General features: G+C 73.9%; 17 protein-coding genes and 1 pseudogene. 5 read left to right on the top strand and 13 right to left on the bottom strand.

Annotated features, from left to right (window positions below; all coding sequences use genetic code 11):
* The 9 genes and pseudogenes from ACZ52R_RS29655 to ACZ52R_RS29695 all read right to left on the bottom strand — a co-directional run.
* Positions 1 to 1,620 carry an amidohydrolase gene (locus tag ACZ52R_RS29655; RefSeq protein ID WP_465664251.1) on the bottom strand — a complete coding sequence of 540 codons (1,620 nt, stop codon included), beginning with the start codon at positions 1,618 to 1,620 and terminating at the stop codon, positions 1 to 3.
* A complete protein-coding gene (locus tag ACZ52R_RS29660) occupies positions 1,617 to 2,504 on the bottom strand; it encodes a PaaX family transcriptional regulator (protein WP_465623355.1) in 888 nt (295 codons plus the stop codon). The genes ACZ52R_RS29655 and ACZ52R_RS29660 overlap by 4 nt, the downstream gene beginning before the upstream one ends.
* Before the next feature lie 73 nt (positions 2,505 to 2,577).
* The gene (locus ACZ52R_RS29665) at positions 2,578 to 3,336 is read right to left on the bottom strand and encodes a maleate cis-trans isomerase family protein (protein ID WP_465664250.1); all 759 of its coding nucleotides are present in this window, start codon (positions 3,334 to 3,336) and stop codon (positions 2,578 to 2,580) included.
* A gap of 16 nt (positions 3,337 to 3,352) precedes the next feature.
* Positions 3,353 to 4,246 (bottom strand): fumarylacetoacetate hydrolase family protein, encoded by an 894-nt coding sequence (locus ACZ52R_RS29670; protein ID WP_465623358.1) that lies wholly within the window; start codon positions 4,244 to 4,246, stop codon positions 3,353 to 3,355.
* Between the two features lie 17 nt (positions 4,247 to 4,263).
* Positions 4,264 to 5,418 carry a cupin domain-containing protein gene (locus ACZ52R_RS29675; protein ID WP_465623360.1) on the bottom strand — a complete coding sequence of 385 codons (1,155 nt, stop codon included), beginning with the start codon at positions 5,416 to 5,418 and terminating at the stop codon, positions 4,264 to 4,266.
* The gene (locus tag ACZ52R_RS29680; RefSeq protein WP_360503240.1) at positions 5,415 to 6,386 is read right to left on the bottom strand and encodes a carbon-nitrogen hydrolase family protein; all 972 of its coding nucleotides are present in this window, start codon (positions 6,384 to 6,386) and stop codon (positions 5,415 to 5,417) included. The genes ACZ52R_RS29675 and ACZ52R_RS29680 overlap by 4 nt, the downstream gene beginning before the upstream one ends.
* Positions 6,387 to 6,395: 9 nt before the next feature.
* Positions 6,396 to 8,822 carry an oxidoreductase gene (locus ACZ52R_RS29685; RefSeq protein ID WP_465754456.1) on the bottom strand — a complete coding sequence of 809 codons (2,427 nt, stop codon included), beginning with the start codon at positions 8,820 to 8,822 and terminating at the stop codon, positions 6,396 to 6,398.
* Positions 8,819 to 9,253, bottom strand: coding sequence for an acyl-CoA thioesterase (locus ACZ52R_RS29690; RefSeq protein WP_465623404.1), 435 nt, complete (start codon positions 9,251 to 9,253; stop codon positions 8,819 to 8,821). The genes ACZ52R_RS29685 and ACZ52R_RS29690 overlap by 4 nt, the downstream gene beginning before the upstream one ends.
* A pseudogene (locus ACZ52R_RS29695) lies at positions 9,239 to 10,846 on the bottom strand (AMP-binding protein); the annotation flags it as partial. The pseudogene ACZ52R_RS29695 and the gene ACZ52R_RS29690, both read right to left, overlap by 15 nt.
* A gap of 249 nt (positions 10,847 to 11,095) precedes the next feature.
* Here ACZ52R_RS29695 and ACZ52R_RS29700 point away from each other — a divergent pair.
* Both ACZ52R_RS29700 and ACZ52R_RS29705 read left to right on the top strand, forming a co-directional pair.
* On the top strand, positions 11,096 to 12,406 hold the full coding sequence (locus ACZ52R_RS29700) for a sensor histidine kinase (RefSeq protein WP_465754457.1): 1,311 nt from the start codon (positions 11,096 to 11,098) through the stop codon (positions 12,404 to 12,406).
* Positions 12,391 to 13,038, top strand: a complete 648-nt coding sequence (locus ACZ52R_RS29705) for a response regulator transcription factor (protein WP_360503245.1) — start codon at positions 12,391 to 12,393, stop codon at positions 13,036 to 13,038. The genes ACZ52R_RS29700 and ACZ52R_RS29705 overlap by 16 nt, the downstream gene beginning before the upstream one ends.
* A 39-nt stretch (positions 13,039 to 13,077) precedes the next feature.
* Here the strand turns inward: ACZ52R_RS29705 and ACZ52R_RS29710 are convergent, their stop codons facing one another.
* The 4 genes from ACZ52R_RS29710 to ACZ52R_RS29725 form a co-directional block, all read right to left on the bottom strand.
* Positions 13,078 to 14,109 (bottom strand): hypothetical protein, encoded by a 1,032-nt coding sequence (locus tag ACZ52R_RS29710; protein WP_360503248.1) that lies wholly within the window; start codon positions 14,107 to 14,109, stop codon positions 13,078 to 13,080.
* A gap of 289 nt (positions 14,110 to 14,398) precedes the next feature.
* Positions 14,399 to 15,721 carry a hypothetical protein gene (locus ACZ52R_RS29715; RefSeq protein ID WP_465754458.1) on the bottom strand — a complete coding sequence of 441 codons (1,323 nt, stop codon included), beginning with the start codon at positions 15,719 to 15,721 and terminating at the stop codon, positions 14,399 to 14,401.
* Between the two features lie 133 nt (positions 15,722 to 15,854).
* On the bottom strand, positions 15,855 to 16,352 hold the full coding sequence (locus ACZ52R_RS29720) for a GNAT family N-acetyltransferase (protein WP_465623369.1): 498 nt from the start codon (positions 16,350 to 16,352) through the stop codon (positions 15,855 to 15,857).
* Between the two features lie 11 nt (positions 16,353 to 16,363).
* A complete protein-coding gene (locus ACZ52R_RS29725) occupies positions 16,364 to 17,716 on the bottom strand; it encodes a DUF6271 family protein (RefSeq protein ID WP_465754459.1) in 1,353 nt (450 codons plus the stop codon).
* Positions 17,717 to 18,077: 361 nt separating this feature from the next.
* Between ACZ52R_RS29725 and ACZ52R_RS29730 the strand changes: the two genes are divergently transcribed.
* The 3 genes from ACZ52R_RS29730 (at position 18,078) to ACZ52R_RS29740 (ending at position 21,245) form a co-directional block, all read left to right on the top strand.
* On the top strand, positions 18,078 to 19,262 hold the full coding sequence (locus ACZ52R_RS29730; protein WP_465754460.1) for a peptidoglycan-binding protein: 1,185 nt from the start codon (positions 18,078 to 18,080) through the stop codon (positions 19,260 to 19,262).
* Positions 19,263 to 19,596: 334 nt separating this feature from the next.
* A complete protein-coding gene (locus tag ACZ52R_RS29735; protein WP_465623374.1) occupies positions 19,597 to 20,106 on the top strand; it encodes a DUF2269 domain-containing protein in 510 nt (169 codons plus the stop codon).
* A 110-nt stretch (positions 20,107 to 20,216) separates the two neighbouring features.
* Positions 20,217 to 21,245, top strand: coding sequence for an MsnO8 family LLM class oxidoreductase (locus tag ACZ52R_RS29740; protein ID WP_465754472.1), 1,029 nt, complete (start codon positions 20,217 to 20,219; stop codon positions 21,243 to 21,245).
* Positions 21,246 to 21,732 lie beyond the last annotated feature (487 nt).

Consider the following 21,732-nt stretch of genomic DNA (forward strand, 5'->3'; position numbering starts at 1 on the left):
TCAGGACGTGTGCACTGTGCGGCCGTTGACCACCGTGAGCGCGGGGAGCAGGTCGCGCAGCGCGTCCGCCGGGCAGTCCAGCGGGTCCTGCGGCCACACCGTGAGGTCGGCGAACGCCCCCGGCCGCAGGCTGCCGCGTACGGCGCTCTCCCCGGTCAGCCGGGCGGCGTTCACGGTGTGCAGCGCGACCGCCTCGGCCCGGCTGATCGCGTGCTCCGGGCCGACCACCCCGGCCGTCGTGCCCCGGGTCGTCATGCCCCACACCGAGACCATCGCGCCGTACGGGCCGACCGGGAAGTCCGAGCCGCCGGTGAGAAGCGCGCCCTCGTCCAGCCATTCGCGCAGCGGGAAGAGCGCGGCCGTGCGCTCCTCGCCCCAGGCCCGCTGCTGGGTGAGCGCGCCGTCGTGCAGCAGCGGGTGCTGGACGGTCACCGGGATGCCGAGCGCGATCGCCCGGGCGCGTTGGTCGGGGCGGGCCAGGCCGCCGTGCTCGACCACCAGGGTGCCGGGCGGCAGGCCCGGGCGGCGCTTGAGCACCCGCTCGAAGACGTCCAGCAGCACGCGCAGGCCGCGGTCGCCCCAGGCGTGCACGCCGACCCGCCAACCGCGCTCGACCACCCGGTCCACCGCCGCGAGCAGCTCGGCCGGCTCCCAGAGCAGTCGGCCGTGGTAGCACGGCTGCCCCTGGTACGGCTCCTCCAGTGCGCCCGCCTCGAAGCCGCCGTCGATGCCGAACTTGACGCCCCACAGCTGTAGTTGCTCGTCGTCGCGGCCATCCGCGCGCCAGGCGTCCATCCGGTCCAGCAGGGCGTCCACCTGTTCGGGCGTCCGGGCGGTGAAGCCGGAGACCAACGCCCGCACCCGGACGGCGAGGGCGCCCTCGGCCCGGGCCGCGTCCAGCACGTCGAGGTCCTCGACCGGGACGAGGCAGTCGCGGACGGTGCCGATCCCGGTGGCCGCGTAGTTCGCGGAGGCGGCGCGCAGGCCGTCGATCCGCTCGGTGAGGGTGGGGCGCGGCAGCACCCGCTCGACCGGCTCGACCGCCCGGTTGATCAGTCGGCCGGTGAGCCGCCCCCGCTCGTCGCGCTCGATCACGCCGCCGGGCGGGGCCTCGGTGGCCTCGGTGATCCCGGCCAGCCGCAGCGCGGCCGAGTTGAGCACCATGTTGTACGCGCCGCGGCGCACCAGCACCGGATGGTCGGCGGTGGCGGCGTCCAACTCCTCGGTGGTGGGCATCCGCTGCTCGGTCAGCAGCACCTCCTGCCAGTTGACCGTGGTGTGGATCCACTCCCCGGCGGGGGTGCGGGCGGCGCGCTCGCGGATCAGGTCGAGGAATTCGGGGAGGTTGCGGGCGCGGTGGACGGGCACGCCGTGGACGCTCTGGGCGGCCATGATCAGGTGGGTGTGGGTGTCGTCGAACGCGGGCAGCACGGTCGAGGCCGGGGCGTCAACGACCTCGGTGGCCGGTCCGATCAGGGCGTCCAGTCCGCCGGGTGCGGGGGAGAGGGCGGTGATCCGTCCGCCGGTGACGGCGATCGCGCGCCGCGGCGGCTCGCCGGGGACGAGCGTGTGCACGGCCGCGGCACGGATCAGCAGGTCGGCGGGGGGCTGGGGGGTCATGACGGCTCCTGGGAGGGGGACAGACCGGTGACCTTCTCGACGTACCGCAGGCCGGGCTCGGCGAGCAGCCCGTGCAACTCGGTGAAGACCGCGCGGGCCGGGACGGCGTTCCAGTCGGCGGGCAGCAGCTGCGCGGGCAACCCCGGGTCCAGGTAGGGCAGTCGGCGCCACTGGGTGAGCATCGGGACGTAGGCGCGGAACGCCTCGGCCGGGTCGATCCGGGGCGGTGGCAGTTCCCCCGGCTGCCCGCCCGGCCCCTGGTGCTCGCCCGGCCCGCGCAGGTCCTCGGCCACCGGGCGCCACGCGTCGGTGAAGGCCGCGTACTGCGCCTCGATCGCCGGGAGGTCCCACCAACTCGCCACCGCCGTCCGGAGATCGGCGAAGCCGGCGTACTCGGCGGAGAGGAAGAGGTGGACGTAGGCGCTCAGTCCGAGGCGCTCCAGCAGGCGGCGGGCGTCCGGCAGCAGTCGGGCGGGGGCCAGCCAGACGCCGGGGGCGGCGTTGCCGAAGCCGAGCCAGCTCAGCCGGGAGCGCAGCTGGTGGCGGTGGGCGCGCTCGGACTCGGGCACCGAGAAGACCGCCACCACCCAGCCGTCGGCGAGTTCGGCGGGCCCCAGGCTGTGGAAGATCCGGCGGTCGCCTTCCTCGAACACCGGCTCCATCGCGGGGGCGAGCCGGTAGCCGGTGCCCGCGCGGCGTTCCTGGAGAAGGGTGCCGGCCTTCTTCAGCCGGGACATCGCCGAGCGGACCGCCGGACCGTCGACGTCCAGCTCGGCCATCAGCGCGATCAGGTCGGCGATGGATATCCAGCCGCCGAGGCGGCGGACGAACTCGCCGTAGACGGTGTGGATCAGGGAACTCGGCCGGGGTGTGCTCTCCGACATGCGTGGGCGCTCCTCCCCGGCGATCTGCGGCGGCCCGGTGACCGGTGGTGATCATAGCGTTGGTCCGGAAGGTTCAGACCTCTGCGTAGGCACCGGACAGCAGGTGCCCGGCGCCGGGTGCGAAGGCGGGCAGGCCGAGGGCCCGGAGCAGCTGGTGGGCGGTGCAGATCGCGGCCGAGACCACCGGCTTGCCCAACTGCTGCTCGGCCTCCTCGACGGCGGACAACGAGGGCATCTGCACGCATGCCGAGAGCACCACGGCGTCCGCCTCGGCGTACGCGAGACCGCGGGCGATCGCGGGCAGCCGGGCCGGGTCGTGGGCGGCCACGTCCAGGTTGTCGGCGATCTCCAGGGCGGCGTGGTCGAGCACCTCGATGCTCTCCTCGGCGAGGTAGTCGACCACCGTCCGGGCCAGCGGCCGCAGGTACGGGGTGACCATCGCGACCTTCTTGGCGCCGAGCGTCCGCAGCCCGGCGACGAGGGCCCCGGCGCTGGTGACCACGGGCGCGGGCGCGCCGTTCTCCACCGTGCGCCGGTGCAGCCGCTGCTCGGCCTCGCGGTGGTAGCCGGGGCCGGTGGCCATCACGGCGACCAGGCAGGCGTAGCCGATCACGTCCACCCGGGCGTCCGAGAGCTCGGCGGCGCAGCGGTCGGACTCGCCGTCCATGGCGCGCAGTTGCTCGGGGGTGACCCTGGTCATCCGCATCCGGCTGGAGTGGAAGGTGAACCGCTCGGGGGCGACCGCCTCGCGGGCCCGCAGCAGGGCGGGGACCTCGGTTTCCATGGTGACGTTGGAGCTCGGGACGATCTGGCCGATCCGGTACGTCGGCATCAGCGGGGCGCTCCTCTCAGCGGGCGTCGATCACGGGGTTGGCGAGCGTGCCGATCCGTTCGATGGTGGCCTCGACCAGGTCGCCGGGCTGCAGGAACTGCGGCGGCACCATGCCGGCGCCGACGCCCGAGGGGGAGCCGGTGGCGATCACGTCGCCCGGTTCCAGGGTGACGCCGGAGGAGATGTCGGCGATCAGCCGGGCGATGCCGAACAGCATGTGGCGGGTGTTGGAGTCCTGCCGCGGTTCGCCGTTGACCTTCAGCGAGAGGTCGAGCCGCTGCGGGTCGGGGATCTCGTCGGCGGTCACCACGGCCGGGCCGAAGGGCGCGTAGCTGTCCTGGCCCTTGGAGAAGAACCACTGCCCGGAGCGGCGCTGGTCGCGGGCGCTGATGTCGTTGACGATGCTGTAGCCGAACACGTGCCGCAGGGCGTCCCGTTCGGCGACCTGGAAGGCGGGTTCGCCGATCACCACCGCGAGTTCGCACTCCCAGTCGAGCTGCTTGGTGAGGCTCGCGTTGTGCCGGATCGGCTGGCCCGGGCCGGTGACGGCGGTCGACGGCTTGCTGAACAGCACCGGGCGGTCGGGCAGTTCGCGGTCGGTGTCCAGGGTGCGGTGCGACTCGGCGACGTGTTCCACGTAGTTGAGGCCCACGCCGACGATCTTGCCGGGGCGCAGCGGCGCGCGCAGCGACACCTCGGCGAGCGGCCGGGTGTCCGGCGCCCCGGCGATCAGCTCGCGCGCGGTGGCCAGCGCCGGCGCCCCGGCGCGGATCAACCCGAGGAGGTCGCCCGGCAGTTCGGCCCCGGCGGCGGTGGCGAGGGCGGTGAGGTCGGCGACCTTGTCCCCGGCGAGCAGTGCGCCGAGGCGCGGGGTGTCGTCGCCGTCCGCGCAGTAGGTCAGCAGGTGCATGGTGGTGGGTCTCCTGGTCAGGTGGCGGGGGTGGTGGGCTGGTGCCCGTCGTGGTCCGGGTAGGCCTCCTCGCGGTGCAGGCCGAGCGAGTGCGTCACCGGGAAGTCGTTGAAGGAGAACAGGCAGGCGTCCTCGCCTTGATCGAGGTTCGCGTGCTCGTGCCAGGCCCAGGACGGGACGACGAAGATGTCCCCCTGCTGCCATTCGAAGCGCTGTCCGGCGATCACCGAGACGCCGCGCCCCTTGGCCGCCGTGTAGACCACCGAGCCGGTGTGCCGGTGGGCGCGGGTGGCCTGGCCGGGACGCAGCAGCTGCAGGTGGGCGGCCATGGTCGGCATCACCGAGCCGCCGGTGACCGGGTTGGTGTACTCCATGATGACGCCGTCGTACGGCGATCCCTCGCTGGCGCGGGCGAGTTGGCACAGCGCGTGGTAGCTGGGCTCCCAGGGCCAGCCGAGCAGCGGCGAGTAGGGCCGGGTCCACTTCTCGGCGCCGTACGGCAGCAGGTTGCCGCCGTGGCTGAGCAGTGAGGAGTTCACCACCGGGCCGGGGCGCTGGTACAGCTCGGGGTGGACCTCGTAGAAGTTGGCGTCGAGGGTGTTGACCAGCGGGATGTCCAGACCGTCCTGCCAGATCACCGGGGCGTCGTCGGCCTCGTTGCCGTGCTCGTGCCAGGTGTTGTTGGGGGTGATCGCGAAGTCGCGCGGGCCGACCTTGAGCTTCTGGCCGTCCACGATGGTCCAGGCACCGGTGCCCTCGTGGACGAAGCGCAGCGCGGAGGCCTGGTGGCGGTGCGCGGTCATCGCCTCGCCGGGGCCCATGATCTGCAGGCCGGTGTACAACAGGCCGACGGCGGCGCTCAGTTCGCGGCGTCCGGGGTTCACCAGCATCACCACCCGGCGGCCGGCGTCGTCGCCCTTCACCAGGGGCAGCGCCTTGCGCACCAGTGGGCGCAGGTCCGCGTAGCGCCAGAGCACCGGGACGGACTTCGGCTGCGGGTACCAGGGCTCGATCTCGTTCGCCACGGTCCACAGCGCGCCGGCCTCGTGCTTGGCCAACTCCTCGTAGTAGGCGAGAAGTTCCGGGCTGTCGGTGACCCTCGCGCGGCCGATCCGGTCGTCGTCGTAGCTGTTGTCGCGGCCGTCGTTCCGGTCGTCGTCGTGGCTGGTCATGACTCCTCCTCGGGGAACACCAGGGGCCGCAGCGGGCGGTCGTTCACGTGCAGCCGGAAGACGTCGAAGCGGTTGTAGTGGCCGACGATGTCGTGCATCTGCTTGGGTTGGATGCAGCGGCCGAGGTCGATCTCGGCGTAGACGATGCCCTCCTCGTCCACCAGCGGCTCGGTGACGGCACGCCCGTCCGGGCCGAAGATCCCGGACAGCGCGCTGCGCGGGCGGGCGAGCTGCTTGCGGACCTGCTGGTCGTCGCCGGCGATCAGGTCGACGATCTCGGGCGAGACGGTGGAGCAGGAGACCACCGTGAACAGCTTGCCCTCGAAGCAGTGCGCGGCGGCGCGCACCGCGATCGCCTCCGCCATGTCGTAGTCCTCGGGGCCGACCGGCAGGGCGATGTAGCAGGCGGCGTGGACGAGTTCACCCTGGGCCAGCAGGGCGAAGCGGGCGAGGGTGTTGGTGTTCTCGCCGCAGGCGAGCGCGCCGAGCGGGCCGACGGTGGTGGGATGGACCTTCAGGGTGCTGCCGTCGCCCTGGGTCCAGGTCAGCTTCTCGGCCCAGGTCGGCACCAGCTTGCGGTGGACGCTGAGCAGTTCGCCGTCCGAGTCGATGATCAGCAGGGTGTTGTAGAGCGCCCCGAGGCTGTGCCGGCCGCGCTCGTTGACGCCGATCACCAGCACCACGCCGGCCTGCCGGGCGGCGGCGCGCAGGGTGTCGACGTACGGGCCGGGGACGTCCACGGCGGCGCGGTACAGGCGCTCGTACCAGGGCGAGCCCTGCACCGGGTTCATCGTCCAGTTCCAGTACGGGTAGCCGGGCACGAAGACCTCGGGGAAGACCACCAGCTCGGCGCCGTGGCCGGCCGCCTCCTGGATCAGCGCGACGGCCTTGTCGACGGTGGCGGCCGGGTCCAGGTAGACGGGGGCGGCCTGGACGGCGGCGGCGGTGAAGCGGGGCAGATGGGGCATGGGTCCTCGTCACTCCTCGGGCGGGGCCGGCAGCCACCGGCGGTGGACGGGGGCGGGCGGCTCGCGCAGCAGGTGCAGCCGTGGGGCGACCCGGTCGGCGCCCGGGCCGGGCGGTTTGCGGCTGCCCGCCCGCCAGGGCTCGGGCCAGCGGGCGCCCGGCCCGGTGTAGCCCTGCTCGGCGGCGGCGTGCAGCGTCCAGAGCGGGTCGTACAGCTGGGCCCGGCCGACCGCGACCAGGTCGGCCCGCCCGGCCAGCAGGACGGAGTTGGCGTCGTCGGGCCCGGAGATCGCGCCGACCGCGACGGTCGGCAGGCCGGTGGCGGCGCGGACCAGCTCGGCGAAGGGCGTCTGGTAGCCGCGCCCGTACGGCGGCCGCTGGTGCGCCACGACCTCGCCGGTGGAGACGTCCACCGCGTCCGCCCCGGCCTCGGCCAGCGCGCGGCAGATCGCCACGGCCTCGGCCTCGGTGGTGCCGCCGGGCGCCCAGTCGCTCGCCGAGATCCGCACCAGCAGCGGTTGCCCGGCCGGCCAGGCGGCGCGCACCGCCGTGAGCACCTCCAGCGGCAGCCGCAGCCGGTGGGCGAGCGGGCCGCCGTAGCGGTCGGTGCGGTGGTTGGTGAGCGGGGAGAGGAAGGAGGAGACGAGGTGCCCGTGGCCGAACTGCAGCTCCAGCACGTCGAACCCGGCCCGCGCGGCGCGCTCGGCGGCGGCCGCGAAGTCGGCTGTGATGGCCGCCAGTTGGATGTCGTTGGCCTCGTGCGGCACCGGGCTGTCGGCGTCCCACGGGATCGGCGAGGCGGCCGTCAGCGGCCGACCTTCGACGAGCGGGCGCCCGATGCCGTCCGGCCCGGGGACGGTGGTGGCGCCCCGGCGTCCGGCGTGGGTCAGCTGGATGCCGAGCGGGGTGTCGCTCACCGCCCGTACGGCGCGGAGGAGTTCGCGCCAGGCGGCCTCCTGGCGGTCGGTCCACAGGCCCGGGCAGCGGTCGGTGGTCCGGCCCTCGGGGCTGACCGCGGTCATCCCGGCGAGGACCAGCCCCGCGCCGCCGAGCGCGTGCCCGGTCAGCTGGGCCCGGTCGAAGACGCTGGGCAGGGCGTCGGGGGAGGTGAAGGTCGCGAGCGGCGGCACCACGACGCGGTTGCGCAGCTCCAAGGCGCCCAGCTTCAGCGGCCGGAACATCGGCGGCACCCCGGGCGAGCCGCCGAAGGCGGTGTCCACGGCGTCCACGAAGGCGGCGTCGCGGGCCCGGAGGTTGCCGTAGGTGACCCGGCGGCTTCGGGTGAGCAGGTTGAAGGCGAACTGGTCGATGCCCTGTCCGGTGCGCCGCCCGACGGTCTCGAACCACTCCAGGCTGGCCTGCGCGGCGCGCTGGGTGGACTCCACCACGGGGCGACGCTCGGCCTCGTAGGCCGCCAACGCCTCTTCGGGGGAAGGGTTTTCGCTCAGCGCGGCGGCCAGGGCGAGGGCGTCCTCCAACGCCAGCTTGGTGCCCGAGCCGATCGAGAAGTGCGCGGAGTGCGCGGCGTCGCCGAGCAGCACCACGTTGCGGTGGTGCCAACTCGCGTTCCGCACCGTGGTGAAGCGGATCCAGCGGGAGGCGTTGGGGATCAGCCGGTGGCCGTCCAGGTGGCCGGCGAGCAGCTCCGCGCAGCGCCGCACGCTCTCCGTGTCGCTCTCGCCACGCGCGAACTCCCGGGCGGCGAAGGCCTCGAAGCCGGCGCGGCGCCAGGCGTCCTCGGCGATCTCGACGATGAAGGTGGAGCGGGTCGCGCTGTACGGGTAGGTGTGCACCTGCAGTACGCCGAAGTCGTACTGCTCGACGATGAAGGTGAACGCCTCGAAGACCTTGTCGGTGGCGAGCCAGATGTAGCGGCAGCGCCGCTCGTCCGACTCGGGGCGGAAGGCGTCCGGGTAGGCCGCCCGGGTGCCGGAGTGGATGCCGTCGGCGGCCACCACCAGGTCGTACTCGGCGGCGAGCCGCTCGACGGGCGGGGCGGGCGTGCGGTAGCGCACGTCCACCGCCAGCTCGGCGCAGCGCTGTTGCAGGATGGCGCGCAGCCGGTTGCGGTCCAGGGCGGCGAAGCCGTGGCCGCCGCTGGTGCGGACCCGGCCCGCGTAGCGGATGTCGATGTCGCTCCAGCGGGCGAACTCGGCGCTGATCGCGGCGAAGACCTGCGGGTCGGCCTGGGCGATGCCGTCCAGGGTCTCGTCGGAGAAGACCACGCCGAAGCCGAACTCGTCCTCCCGGCCGTCCCGTTCGAAGACGGTGATCTCCCGGTCCGGCGCCAGCTGCTTGGCCAGGGCGGCGAAGTAGAGCCCGCCGGGGCCGGCGCCGATCACCGCGATCCGGCGCGCCCGGGTGCCGGTACCTGTGTCGGGGCCGGGGCCGGGGCCGGGGCTGGTGTCGGGGCCGGGGCTGGGGCCGGTGCCGCTCATGCGACCACCTCCGGCTGCTGCGGCCCCGCCTCGGTCAGCGCCCGGCGCACCCGGTCGGGCCACGGTTCGGCGCCCTTGCTGTGCGGCGCGGCGTGCACCACCGACATCCTCCCGCTCGCGGCCAGGCCCTGCGGGCCGTGCACCTCGAAGGCGTAGTGCAGCGAGGAGCCGCCGACCCGGACCACCCGCAGCTCGGTGCGGACCACGTCCCCGAACCAGAGCCGCTCGCGGTAGTCGGCCTCGAAGTGCACCCGGGGGATCCGCCCGAACAGCTCCGCCAGCCCGAGCCGGCGCAGCAGGGCCGCCTCCGCCGCCTCGGCCCAGCGCTGCACGGCGGAGAAGTGGTAGTGCCCGGCCGCGTCGGTGTCGGACCACTCGACCCGGCGCTCGATCGCGACGCTGGCCGGGGCGAGCGAGGCCCGCCGCCGCAGTTCGGCGCGGTGCAGCTTGCCGGTCGCGGTGCGCGGCAGCCCGGTGACGAACTCCACCACCCGCGGGTACTTGTACGGCGCGATGGTGCGCTTGACGTGCTCCTGGAGGGCACGCACCGTGTCCGGCCCGGCCGGGACGCCCGTGCGCAGCACCACGTACGCCGTGACCACGCTGCCGCGCCGCTCGTCGGGCGTGCCGACCACCGCGCAGTCGGCCACGTCGGGGTGGGCGGCGAGCGCCTGCTCGACCTCGGGCCCGGCGATGTTGTAACCGGCCGAGACGATCATGTCGTCGTTGCGCGCCTGGTACCAGAAGTAGCCGTCCCGGTCACGGACGTAGGTGTCGCCGGTGAGGTTCCAGCCGTCCCGGACGTAGCTCAGCTGGCGCTCGTCGTCCAGGTAGCGGCAGCCGGTCGGGCCCTTGACGGCGAGCAGCCCGGGTTCGCCGTCCGGCACCGGGCGGCCCTGTTCGTCCAGTATCGCGGCGCGGTAGCCGGGGACGGGCCGGCCGGTGGAGCCGGGGCGGATGGACTCGTCGGCGGCCGAGATGAACACGTGCAGAAGTTCGGTGGCGCCGATCCCGTCGATCAGCCGCTGCCCGGTGGCCGCGTGGAAGGCCCGCCAGACGGCGGCGGGCAACGGCTCGCCCGCCGAGACGCAGCGCCGCACCCCGGCCAGCCGGTCGGCCAGCCCGGCGGCCAGGATCGCCCGGTAGGCGGTCGGCGCGGTGAACAGCACGCTGACCCGGTGCTGCCGGACCTGCTCGGCCAACTGTTCGGGTGTGGCCTGCTCCAGCAGCAGGCCGGCGGCGCCGGCTCGCAGGGGGAAGACCAGCAGGCCGCCGAGGCCGAAGGTGAAGCCCAGCGGCGGGGTGCCGGCGAAGAGGTCGTCGGGGGTGGGGCGGAGCAGGTGGCGGGAGAAGGTGTCGGCGTTGGCGAGCACGTCGCGGTGGAAGTGCAGGGTGGCCTTGGGCCGGCCGGTGGTGCCGGAGGTGAAGGCGATCAGGGCGACGTCGTCGGCGGCGGTCGGGACGGCGGCGAAGCCGGGCGGCTTGGCGGCGCAGCGGGCGGTGAGGTCCTCGGGTCCGCTGCCGCCGTAGGCGACGATCCGCAGGCCGGGGGTCCGCGCTTGCCGCAGCTCGGCCAGGAAGCGGTGGTCGCACAGGGCGAGGACGGGTTTCGCGATGCCGGTCAGTTCGGTCAGTTCGGTGGCGCGCAGCAGCGGCATGGTGGTCACGACCACCCCGCCGGCCTTCAGTACGCCGAGCCAACAGGCGGCCAGCCATGGGGTGTTGGGGCCGCGCAGCAGCACCCGGTTGCCGGTGGCGAGGCCGAGGTCCTCGGTCAGCAGGCGGGCGATCCGGTCGGCGTGGTCGCGCAGTTCGCCGTAGGACCACTGCTCGGTGGGGGTGAGCAGGCAACGGCGGTCGGGTCCGAGGCGGTCGATGGTGTCGTCGAGCAGGGCGGAGGCGCAGTTCAGGCGATCCGGGTAGGCCAACTCCGGGAGTTCGAAGAGGAGTTCGGGCCACTGCTCGAAGGGCGGGAGGTGGTCTCGACAGTATGTGTCCACGTGCGCTGAGGGAGAGAGCTCCATGGGCGGGCACCTCATCGTGCGAGCGGGAGTGAGGCCAGTATGGCGCGTTGGTGACGCCAGTCAAGAGAGCGATACATGCATTCGGGCGACGGGCCCTGCCGATGGTGGCGGTGCGGGGCCTGAACGTGCGGAGGTGAGGGGCTGGACGTACGGAGGGGTGGGCCTGGGCGTACTCCTGCGCTGACCAGCACATCCGGGGCTCCGGTCGGTGCAGAGTGGGAGCATTCGAACGGAGGTCGAGGAGCGGGGATGCTGAGACAGCTGGCTTCATGGGGTGCACGCGTCGGTGTGGGGTTCGCCCGGGCGTGCGCGGTGGCGGTCGTCACCCTGCTGATCCCGGCGGTGTGGGCCGCCGCCGTGGCGCTGGGGATCCGGTGGGGGCCGGCGAACCCGTGGTCGTGGCTGCTGCCGGTGGTGCTGGTGGGCACCGGCACGCTCGCCCTCGCCCCTCCGGTCTGCCGGGCCGTCCGCTTCCTGGTCGAGCGGTGGACCGGCACGGCCGTCCCCGCCGGCTACCGGGAGCCCGGGCCGGTCACCCGGATGTCCACCGGCTACTGGTGGAACGGGCACTCCTACGAGCGCAGCCGCCGGGACGCCGTGCTTGACCAGGCGTGGCGTACCTGGTGGGGCGACCCGGCCACCTGGCGCGACCTGCGCTTCACCGGCATCGCGCCGTTCACCGCCGGCCTGGCCGCGGCCGTCCCGTCGGCCGGGGTGGCCGCGGCGGTCCTCGGGTCGGCCCGGCCGGAGCCCCTGGCCCGCCTGGTCGGGGCGCTCGCCGCGGTCGCGGCCGTCGCCTCCGCCCCGTACGCCTGGCGGCTGGTCGAGCCGGTGGCGGTCCGCTTCCTCGGCCCGTCCGCCGCGATGCTGCTGGCCGAGCGGGTAGACGAGCTGACCGCCCAGCGGGCGGACGCGACGGTCGCCCAGGCTGCCGAGATCCGCCGGATCGAACGGGACCTGCACGACGGGGCGCAGGCGGGCCTGGTCGCGCTCGGGCTCTCCCTCGCCACCGCCGAGAAGCTGATGGAGACGAACCCGGAGCGGGCCAGGGCCCTGATGCGGGCGGCGCGGGCCGGCGCCGCGAGCTCGCTGGCCGAACTGCGCGACCTGGTCCGGGGGATCAACCCGCCGGTGCTGACCGAGCGCGGCCTGGTCGCCGCCGTCCACGCGCTCGCCCTCAACAGCCCGCTCGACGTGGCCGTCACCGTGGCCGGCGCCGCCGCCGTCGGCGCTGCGACCGGCACCTTGTCCGGCACCGCCGACCGGCCGTTCCGGTGGGAACCGCCGATCGAGTCCGCCGTCTACTTCGGGATCGCCGAACTGCTCGCCAACGCCACCAAACACGCCCGGGCGACGGCCGTGCGGATCGACATCGCCCCCAACGAGACCGGCATCGTCGTCGATGTCGAGGACGACGGCCGCGGCGGAGCCGTGCCGCGCGAGGGCGGACTCGCGGGCCTGCGCCGCCGACTCGCGGTGTTCGACGGCACCCTGGAGATCACCAGCCCCGAGGGCGGGCCGACGCGTGCGACGATGATGGTGCCATGCGAATCGTCGTAGCCGAGGACCTCTACCTGCTCCGGGACGGAATGGTCCACCTCCTGGAGGCCTACGGGCACCAGGTGGTGGCCACGGCCGCCACCGGCCCCGAAACCCTCGACGCCCTGCTGACCCACCGTCCGGACGCCGCCGTCGTCGACGTGCGCATGCCGCCGACCCAGTCGGACGAGGGCCTGCAGGCGGCCCTCGCCGCACGCCGGGAGGTACCCGGACTGCCGGTGCTGATCCTCTCCCAGCACGTCGAGCAGCTGTACGCCCGCGAGCTGCTGGCCGACGGCACGGGCGGCATCGGCTACTTCCTCAAGGAGAGCGTGTTCGACGGCGAGCAGTTCGTCGACGCCCTGGAGCGGGTCGCCAAGGGCGGCACGGCCATGGACCCGGCCGTCATCGCCGCGCTGGTCTCCTCCGCCCCCTCGAACCGGCGGCTCGACCGGCTCACCGAGCGCGAGCTGGAGGTGCTCGGCCTGATGGCGGAAGGGCTGTCCAACCAGGCCATCGCGCAGCGGCTGTTCCTCAGCGACAGCGCGATCAGCAAGTACACCACCTCGATGTTCGGCAAGCTCGGGCTCATCGACGACGAGAACGGCAACCGGCGGGTCCTCGCGGTCCTCGCGTACCTCAACAAGCCGTGAAACGAGCCGTGAAACAAGCCGTGAAACAAGCCCTGACCGTCAGGTGGTTGCGGTCTGTGCGGCCGCGTCCGGGGTGTGGCCGTCCTGCGCCTGCCGGGCGCGATCGGCCAGCAGCCGGGCGAACATCGTGAGCCAGGGTGCGGTGACGGCGGCACCCGGCCCGTTGTCGTGCACCGTGAGCACCACGCCGCCGACCCGGACCAGCGCCACCGCCGCCGACGAACCGCGCGTCCGGACGGCGCTCTGGTCGCCGATCCGGGGGAGGGCCATAGCCCCCGAATCCTCGCCGGCGGTGCGGTCGAGCGTCGTGTCGAAGGCCCGGGCGGCGGCCTCGGGGGAGACGAAGGTGACCGCGGTGAACTCCACACTCTGGATGTCCGCCGCACTGAACCGCACGGTGGCGTAGGCAAGTTGCTGATCACAGGAGTCCGGCAGCAGACACGGCACCTCGCCGTTCGTACCCGACCCCGACTCCGGCCCGCTCTGCACCTGCCACCCGCTCGGCATCGCCCGCGCGTCGGGCAGCACGCCCTGCACCAGCGCCGGGTCGCGCAACGGCTGTGCGGCGTGCGCCAGACCGGGCCCGCCCGGCTTCAGCAGCGGGCGCGAGCCCAGGTGGATGCCGATTGCGACCAGGGCGGCGATCAGCACCAGCGCCAGGGCCACCACGATCCCGGCGCTGCCACGGCGCGCGGCGAGGGCCTGGGCCCGGGCGTCCGCCGGGCCGACCCGCAGCTGGACGGTCGTCGGGCCCGTCGTCGGCGGCGCGGTGGGCGGCCCGGTCCGCAACTGGACGGTGCTCGGCCCGGTCCGCAGCTGGACGGTCGACGGATCGGCGGGCCGCCCCAGCCCGGTCGTCGCCAGGTACTGCGCGAACGCCTCGTCGGAGGCCAGCAGATGGGCGACCGCGGCGGTCAGCTGCGCCCGCGCCCCCACGTCCTTCGGGCTCGCCTCGGCCGAGGCCAGTGCCCGCGCCCCCTCCGGCACCATCCGCAGCCGCGCCCGCACCACGTCCGCCACCGCCTGGTGCGGCCCGCCGACCAGCAGCGCCTCCACGACATCGGGTACCATCCCGCGGCCGTCCCCCATGGCAACTCCCCTTGCCGGACCAGTCGTTGCCTCCACGATCCCGGACCGGCCGGTACTTCGTACGCCCGCCGAAACGGAATGGAGACGCAACTGCAACCGCTCCCGGACGATGACGGGGCCGGTGGGGCGGGTGTGGTGCGTGGGGCACGGTGAACGGGGCCGTGGTGCGTGGCGGCGCGGACCGGCCGCCGTGGCCGCCTCGGCTACCGTCCGCCGGAGGAGCGCCGCCGACGCGGACCGGCAGGGCAGGGCGGCTTCGCGGGCGTCCCCGTCACCGGGGGATGACGGCCAGGGCGGCGATGACCTCCGGCGGCAGGGCCGGGTTGCTCGCGGCGGCTTCGGCGGTGCGGGGGTCGGGCGAGGCCAGGCAGCGGGTGAGGGCCTCGGGGCCGGCCTGGGGGTGGGCCGCGATGGCGCGCAGGGCCTTGACCGGTACCGGTTCGGTGGTGGCGATGCGGTCGAGCAGGGCGGTCGGGGTGTCCGGGTTGGCGGCCACGGCGGTGGCGACCTTGGTGCCGAACCGGTCGAGCAGGGCGGCGAGTTGCGCGGGCCTGAGGCCGGGGTGCGGGGCGACGGCCTTCGCCACCGCGGCGTCCGGGTCGGCGGCGAGCGCGTCCCGTACGGAGGCGGGCAGGTCGCGGTGCCGGGCGACGAGCATCCGCACCCGGGGCTCCGAGAAGCCTGCGAGGTGGGCGAGTTCGGCCGGATCGGCGGTGGCGATCCGGGGGAGCAGGGCCGGCCCGATCCGGACGGCGACGGCGAGCCGCTCGAGCAGGTCGAGCGGTATCCGCGGGTGGAAGGCCAGCCGTCGTCGCACGTCGTAGCCGTCGTCGGTGGCGAGCCGGTGCATCAGCGGCAGGTCGATGCCGGGGTTCTCGGCGAGGTTGCCCCGGATCCAGGGGGTGGGGTCCTCGGCGAGCCGGTGGTAGGTCTCCGCGGACAGCCCCGGGTGCTCGGAGAGCTGGCACCGGACCGACAGGTGGTCGTCGACGTGCCGGGCGGCCGCAGCGCCCGGCGTCGCGGGGTTGCCCGCCGCCTGGCCGCGGACCCGGTCGTCGGCGTCGGCCAGCAGCGCCGTCAGCAGCTCCGGCGGCGCGGCCTCGTTCGCCGCGACCCACCGTCGCACCTCGGCCTCCGGGTGTCCCGCGAGCCGGGCCGACAGGTCAGACCGCAGGGTGTGGCGACCGAACTCGGCCAGCACGTCGGTCTCCTCGTCCTCCGCGAGGAGGTCGGCCACCTCGTCCGGGAGGCCGGGACACGAACCGAGCCGCATCCGGACGTACGGGTCCGGGTCCCGGACCAGCTGCCGCGCCCAGGCCGGATCCCCGCGCCCTTCGTCCAGCAGGGCGAGCGCGACGGCCGGCCGGGCGACCGGATCGATGTCCTCCGCGCGCAGCTGCCCGCCGTAGGCGAGCCGGACGGCGGCGTCCTCGTCGCGTTCGGCGAGCCGTCGGACCTGCTCCGGCGCGAGGTCGGCCCGGTCCGCGAGAGCACAGGCCAGCTCCTCGTCGGCGTCGGTGGCGCGGATGAGGTACCCGAGAAGGTCGCGGGGCAGCGCGGGGTTGAGGGCGACGGCGTACAGCAGGGGCGGCATCCGGGCATTGTGCCCGCTGCCAGGCCGGTCCGCCGCCGATTTCCGGCGGACCCGGCCTGGGGCGGTCGGCCCCCGCCGGGGTGCGGTCAGGCCGTCGGGGGCCGGCGGGGGCCGTCGGGGGCCGGCGGGGGGCTCAGGCCACCGGCATGGACATGTACACCGCCCGCCGCCCGTAGCTCGCCGGCACCCCCACCTCCCGGTGCGCCCGGTAGCCGAGCAGCCGCAGCAGGATGTCCGCCCCGCGCACCGCGACCATCGAGATCCGCTCGAACCCCTGCTCGCTCGCCTGCTCCCGGAAGTGCCGCATGAACCCCAGCGCGACGTCCCGCCCGCGCAGGTCCTCGGCGATCACCAGGTCGTGCACGTGCAGGTTTCCCGACTCGTACACCGCCTCCTCCGACCGGCGGAGGTCCGGGCAGCGCAGCGGCGGGTACGGCAGGCTCAGCAGGTAGCCGCGCACGACGCCGCGCTCCTCCAGCACGAAGCAGGTGTCGGGCGAGCTGCGGGCCCGGGACTGCAACGCCTCCCGGCCCTCGGACAGGCCGTCGGCCGCGTAGGCGGCGTGTTCCAGGTCGACCACGGCGTCCCAGTCCGGCTCGGCCAGCAGCCGGATCCGGAGATCCTCGCTCACTCGGCCGGCCCCTACGCGCCGGCGCCGATGCCCTCCGCGCGGGCGCCGATCCCTTCTGCACCGCCGCCGATGCCCTCCGCGCGGGCGGCGGCCACCAGCGCCGCCCAGGCTTCCATCAGCACCGCCCACCGCTCGGCGTCCTCCTGTGCCTCGTCCAGGAGCTGCCGGCGCCGCCCGGCCACCACGTCCGCGAGCTCGGCGTACTTGCCGCCCAGTTTGCGGTAGGACCGGTCCAGGACGTCCAGGCAGTGCTCGTTCCCGGCCCGGTCCCAGTCGACGCTGCCCCGCACCAGGCCGAGGATCGGCTCGACCTTCAGCCCGTGCCGCTCGTCCAGCATCCCGCGGTCGAGGTCGATCATCCCGCCGTAGACCGGGTACAGATACAGCATCGAGAGCAGGAACTTGACGAACCGCATCTGGTAGGAGACGAAGCCGGCGCCGGTGCGGCGCTCGGACGTGTAGTAGTTGACGATGTGGCGGTTGTGGGTGACGCCGGGCAGCCGGGAGTGGACCATGGCGTGCAGCAGGGCGTAGTCGCTGCCGATGGTCTCGATCGAGGGCAGCAGCGGCAGCACCTCGTAGGCCCGGTGGTCCAGGGCGATGTTGCACATGTAGACGTCCCAGATGTCGGGCACGCCGAGGACGGAGTGGTCGGTGCCGAACGGCTCGGCGCCGGCGCCCTTGAAGGAGACGTCCACCATCGCGTCCCGGTCCTCCTCCGACCACACCGGCGGGGTCCACAGGCGCACCACGTCGCGGTAGACGGCCGGGTCCAGCTCGTGGATCTCGCTGATGTCCACGTTGAGTTCGCCGATGAAGGAGCCGCTGACCAGCATCACCGGCTTGTCCGCGTCGGCCGGGTCGAGTTCGGAGCGGGACACGCCGGCCGCCGCCTCGCCGGCCGGCCGGCCGATCGAGAGCAACTCGTGGTGGATCGGGAAGACCTTCCGGCCGTCGAGCTCCTGGAAGTCGGCGTCGTCGTTGCGCAGGTGCGCCGAGGTGCAGCCCAGGGCGGCCGCGCCCAGGAACAGCCGGTTGACGCAGGAACCGTACGCGACGGCCTGCGGGAGCATCAGGTCGAGCAGCAGCTCCGGGTCGGGGGCACCGGAGCGCTCGGCCACCCGGCGCAGGAACTCCCGCTGCTGCGCCTCGCCGAGGTGGTGGACGACCACGCCGGGGGTGGGTGCGAGTGCGCTGACGGCGCCCGCGTTCTCCGCGAATCCGGCGGCGTCGGTGGTGTCGAGGATGAGCAGGTGCACCTCGACGTCGAAGGTGGCGACGGCGTAGGCCGCCTCCTCGGCGAGGTCCGCGATGGTGGCGGCGCAGGGGCGCATGGTGGGCAGGGCGAGGCAGACTCTTTGCATGGCGCGGGTGTCTCCGTCGGATCGTCAGATTCGTTGTCACGGCAGCGAGTTGGGCGCACAGGGAGGCCCTGGGGCGGGCTTCGACCGGTCCGTCGGACTACCGTGGACTAGACCATTTGTGATGTCAACGTTTGACAGCCGGGCCTCGGCGGGGTGGAACGCGCCCTCCTCGCGCGGCCGCGGGCCCGGCAGCGTGTCCGGGCCCGCGGCTCGCACGCGAGAGCGAAATCCACTCGCCGAGTCGAACGGCCGGGCGAGTGTGGGCGGTTCAACGCCGCGTATTGAGCCGTCGGGGTCAATCCGGACCGCCGATGTGCCGATACCGGAAGCGATGTCCTCATGCCGTTGGGAGGAGACCGCAATGCCCGACCCGTGGCTGCCCGGTGCCGAGGTCCACGACCTCGGCGACCACGCGCCGACCGACCAGCAGTACCCGCCGAAGGCCATCGCGCACATCACCTGGGACCGCAACGCGACCGCCGCCGCGCCGCAGGACTGGTGCTCCTACGAGGACCTGGTGAACTACTTCACCGGCAGCGGCGCCGGCGACGCGCCGCACCTGGTCTGGGACCCGTTCAGCGGCCGGACGGCGCAGCTGTTCCCCGCCGACTCCCGCTCGAAGAGCCTGCTCAGCCCGACCGGGAGCCCGACCCGCACCAACCGGGCCGGCCGCGTGGTGATCCAGATCGAGGCGGTGTTCTTCCCCTACTGCCGCTACGGCGGAAAGGTCTACCCGCGGCTGGTCGACACCCCGTGCGCGGGCTGGGACCGGATCCACGCCTGGATCGCCTCCTGGGGCGTCCCCGACGCGTGGCCGATGGGACGCCCGGTCGACTTCTCCGGCCACCGCGACGAGCACGTGTGGGAGACCTGCGGCGGCTGGTACGCGCACGCCCACGTACCGTTCAACGACCACACCGACCCCGGATCCTGGCCCGACCTCACGGCCGGCCCCGGCTCCCCGGACACCCCGCCCTCGCAGCAGCACCCGGTGCCCCCGGCCCGCTACCAGGTCTCCATCAACGGCCTGCCGTACGGCTACGGCGCCCAGGGCTACCAGGTGACGGCGGTCGGGCGGGCGCTCGTCTCGCGCGGCTTCGGCGCCCACTACCACTCCGGCCCCGGGCCGACCTGGACGGACGCGGACACCGAGAACTACGCGGACTACCAGGTGAGTCTGGGCTACTCCGGCCAGGCGGCGGACGGCGTCCCCGGCGAGGGCTCGCTGAACCGGCTGCTCGGCTACATCCCCGGGCAGCGGTCGGTGTCGGTCGCCCACGTGGTCTCCGCCGCGCGGACCGACCCGGGCGCCGAGCAGGGCCACCGGACGTACGGGGCCGAGGTGGCGATCGTGGAGCAGGCGCTGGTGGACGAGGGACTGCTCGAACAGCGCTGGGCGGACGGCTCGTTCGGCAGCCGTACGGTCACCGCGTACGCGGCCTGGCAGCGGCGCTGCGGGTACGAGGCGGGCGCGGCGGACGGCATTCCCGGACAGGCCTCGCTCCACCGGCTGGGCGCGGCGCAGGGCTTCGCGGTGACCGACTGAGCGACGCGGTTCTCCGGGGGTGGTACTCCTGGGGAAGGTGTGTCGGCGCGTCCGGACGAGGGAGCGTACTCGCCCGGGAGTAGCCGAGGTTACTTCCGTCGTCAGATGCCCGATGAGGGGCGGGCGGGAGAGTCTGGGGCCGTTCGCGTGGCCAGACTCGAAGGAGGTATCCGTGCGCTCGTCCAGCGGAGTCAACGGCGCCGGCGGAGCATCCGGCGGCGGGGCCGCCGGATCCAACCGGGTCGTCGGAGCTGTCGCGACGCCCGAACCGGTCCCCGGTGGCAGGCGGCGATCGGCGGATCGCCGACTGCCACCGAGGGCGCGCAAGCCTCTGGTGGTCCTGCACGTCGTCGCCTCGGTGAGCTGGCTGGCACTGATGCTCTGCCTGCTCACCCTGGCGGTGACGGCGCTGACGACCGGGGACGCCGACCGACTGCGCACCGCCTACCGGGCGATGGGCATGCTCGGCGACGCGCTGGTGCTGCCGCTCAGCCTGCTCACCTTCCTGAGCGGGGTGGCGCTCGGGCTCGGCACGTCCTGGGGCCTGTTCCGCTACTACTGGGTGAGCACCAAGTTCTGGCTGACGCTCGCGGCGATGGCGGCCTCGGTCTTCGCCCTCACCGCCCGGCTGCACGATGCGGTGCGCGTGGTGGACGCGCACCCGTACGGCCCGATCCCGGCGGCGGCGCTCGGCTTCGTCCGCTACAACACGGTGATCGTCCCGGCGGTCGCCCTGTCGCTCTACCTGGTGAACGTCATCCTGTCGGTGTACAAGCCCTGGGGTCGCCGTCGCGTCGCCGCCGCGGGTGCGCGTCAGGGCCGAATACCGGGGGCGGGCGCCTGAGTCGCGGGCCGACGGGTCGCCTGAGCCACGGGCCGCCGACTCCGGGCTCCGGGCTCCGGGGCCCGGCCCGGCGGGAATGCCCGCCAGGTGGGCGCGCGTTGTCCAGCCATGTGACCAGCGCTACGCCCGCCGTCAGGCTCTCCGTGCTCGACCGCTCCCGCACCCGACAGGGCGAGGAGTCGGCCAGGGCGCTGCGGGACACGGTGGACTTCGCCCGCGAGGCCGAGCGGCTCGGATACCACCGGTTCTGGGTCTCCGAGCACCACGGGGTGCCGGGGGTGGCCGGTTCGGCGCCTACCGTGCTCGCCGCGGCGGTGGCGTCGGCCACCTCGCGGATCCGGGTCGGCACCGGCGGGGTGATGCTGCCGAACCACCGGCCCATGGTGGTGGCCGAGCAGTTCGGGGTGCTCGCCGCGCTGTTCCCCGGCCGGATCGACATGGGCCTCGGCCGCTCGGTGGGGTTCACCGACGGTGTCCGGCGGGCGCTCGGGCGGGAGAAGGACGCGGCGGACGACTTCGGCGCCCAGCTGGCCGAGCTGCTCGGCTACTTCGACGGCTCACAGCAGGTGCACCGCGATGTCCACGCCCGGCCCGCCGAGGGCCTGCACGTGCCGGCCTTCGTGCTGGCCACCGGCGCGGGCGCCGACCTGGCCGCCGACGCCGGGCTGCCGCTGGTCATCGCTGCCGCGCGCGGGGACGACCGGATGCTCGCGGCGATCGACCGCTACCGTGCCCGGTTCCGCCCCTCCGCACGGGCCGCCGAGCCGTACGTGGTGGTCGCGGGGACGGTCGCGGTCGCCGAAACCGCCGAGCGGGCCCACGAGCTGTTGGTCCCGGAGGCCTGGTCCGGCGCGTACTCCCGCACCCACGGCGAGTTCCCGCCGCTGGCCCCCGCCGACGAGATCCGCGCCCGGTCGATGACGGCGCGGGAGCGCGCCGCGTACGAGCAGTCACTCAAGGGTCACATCGCGGGCACTCCGGAGCAGGCCGCCGCCGAACTGGCCGCGCTGGTGGAGCGCAGCGGCGCGGACGAGTTCCTGGTCACCACCAGTACCTACGACCGCACCGCGCTGCTCGACTCCTACCGCCTGCTCGCCGAGGCGGTCGGCCAGGCCCGAACCGGGATGCACGATTTCTGACCAGGCGTGATGACCTGCTACTGTTCTTCTCGTCGAGAGGAAGTGATCTTCCGGAGAGCGAAACTCTCGAGCAGGCGTCAGCGGTGCTACCAGAGCACGTCCTACTTTCAGTAGGAAGAGTCCGTGCAACCCGGGCCTGGCGCTCCACCCGAAGGGGCCCGTTCCGTCCAACGGAACGGGCCCCTTCGTCATGTGCGGCACTCATGACCGCCGCCATGAGCGTTCCTCATGACTCTCGCCATGAGCGTTTCTCATCACCTTCGCCATGAGCGTTCCTCATGGCCGGGGCCGCATGTGTTCGCTTCTCGCGTGGATGTCCCTTTATCGCACTTCGGGGCTCGAAACCCTCCGTGGCGGCCTGGTATCGGCCAAGGTCCCGTGCCAGGTGGCCGAGGAATGCCGCTTCCGAACGATCGACCGGCCAGCGGGTTTGCCCATCGGGCAGGTCTGACGCATCGTCATACCTTGGCCGGAACTGGCCGCTAAT

Source organism: Kitasatospora sp. NPDC034023, from assembly GCF_055575795.1.

What these genes read in the sequence shown, in the direction of transcription:
- ACZ52R_RS29730 (WP_465754460.1), top strand. Translation starts at nt 18,078, where the DNA reads ATGCCCGACCCGTGGCTGCCCGGTGCCGAGGTCCACGACCTCGGCGAC.
- ACZ52R_RS29685 (WP_465754456.1), bottom strand. Translation starts at nt 8,822, where the DNA reads ATGAGCGGCACCGGCCCCAGCCCCGGCCCCGACACCAGCCCCGGCCCC.
- ACZ52R_RS29660 (WP_465623355.1), bottom strand. Translation starts at nt 2,504, where the DNA reads ATGTCGGAGAGCACACCCCGGCCGAGTTCCCTGATCCACACCGTCTAC.
- ACZ52R_RS29715 (WP_465754458.1), bottom strand. Translation starts at nt 15,721, where the DNA reads ATGCCGCCCCTGCTGTACGCCGTCGCCCTCAACCCCGCGCTGCCCCGC.
- ACZ52R_RS29675 (WP_465623360.1), bottom strand. Translation starts at nt 5,418, where the DNA reads ATGACCAGCCACGACGACGACCGGAACGACGGCCGCGACAACAGCTAC.
- ACZ52R_RS29670 (WP_465623358.1), bottom strand. Translation starts at nt 4,246, where the DNA reads ATGCACCTGCTGACCTACTGCGCGGACGGCGACGACACCCCGCGCCTC.
- ACZ52R_RS29655 (WP_465664251.1), bottom strand. Translation starts at nt 1,620, where the DNA reads ATGACCCCCCAGCCCCCCGCCGACCTGCTGATCCGTGCCGCGGCCGTG.
- ACZ52R_RS29680 (WP_360503240.1), bottom strand. Translation starts at nt 6,386, where the DNA reads ATGCCCCATCTGCCCCGCTTCACCGCCGCCGCCGTCCAGGCCGCCCCC.
- ACZ52R_RS29700 (WP_465754457.1), top strand. Translation starts at nt 11,096, where the DNA reads ATGCTGAGACAGCTGGCTTCATGGGGTGCACGCGTCGGTGTGGGGTTC.
- ACZ52R_RS29710 (WP_360503248.1), bottom strand. Translation starts at nt 14,109, where the DNA reads ATGGTACCCGATGTCGTGGAGGCGCTGCTGGTCGGCGGGCCGCACCAG.
- ACZ52R_RS29705 (WP_360503245.1), top strand. Translation starts at nt 12,391, where the DNA reads ATGCGAATCGTCGTAGCCGAGGACCTCTACCTGCTCCGGGACGGAATG.
- ACZ52R_RS29665 (WP_465664250.1), bottom strand. Translation starts at nt 3,336, where the DNA reads ATGCCGACGTACCGGATCGGCCAGATCGTCCCGAGCTCCAACGTCACC.
- ACZ52R_RS29725 (WP_465754459.1), bottom strand. Translation starts at nt 17,716, where the DNA reads ATGCAAAGAGTCTGCCTCGCCCTGCCCACCATGCGCCCCTGCGCCGCC.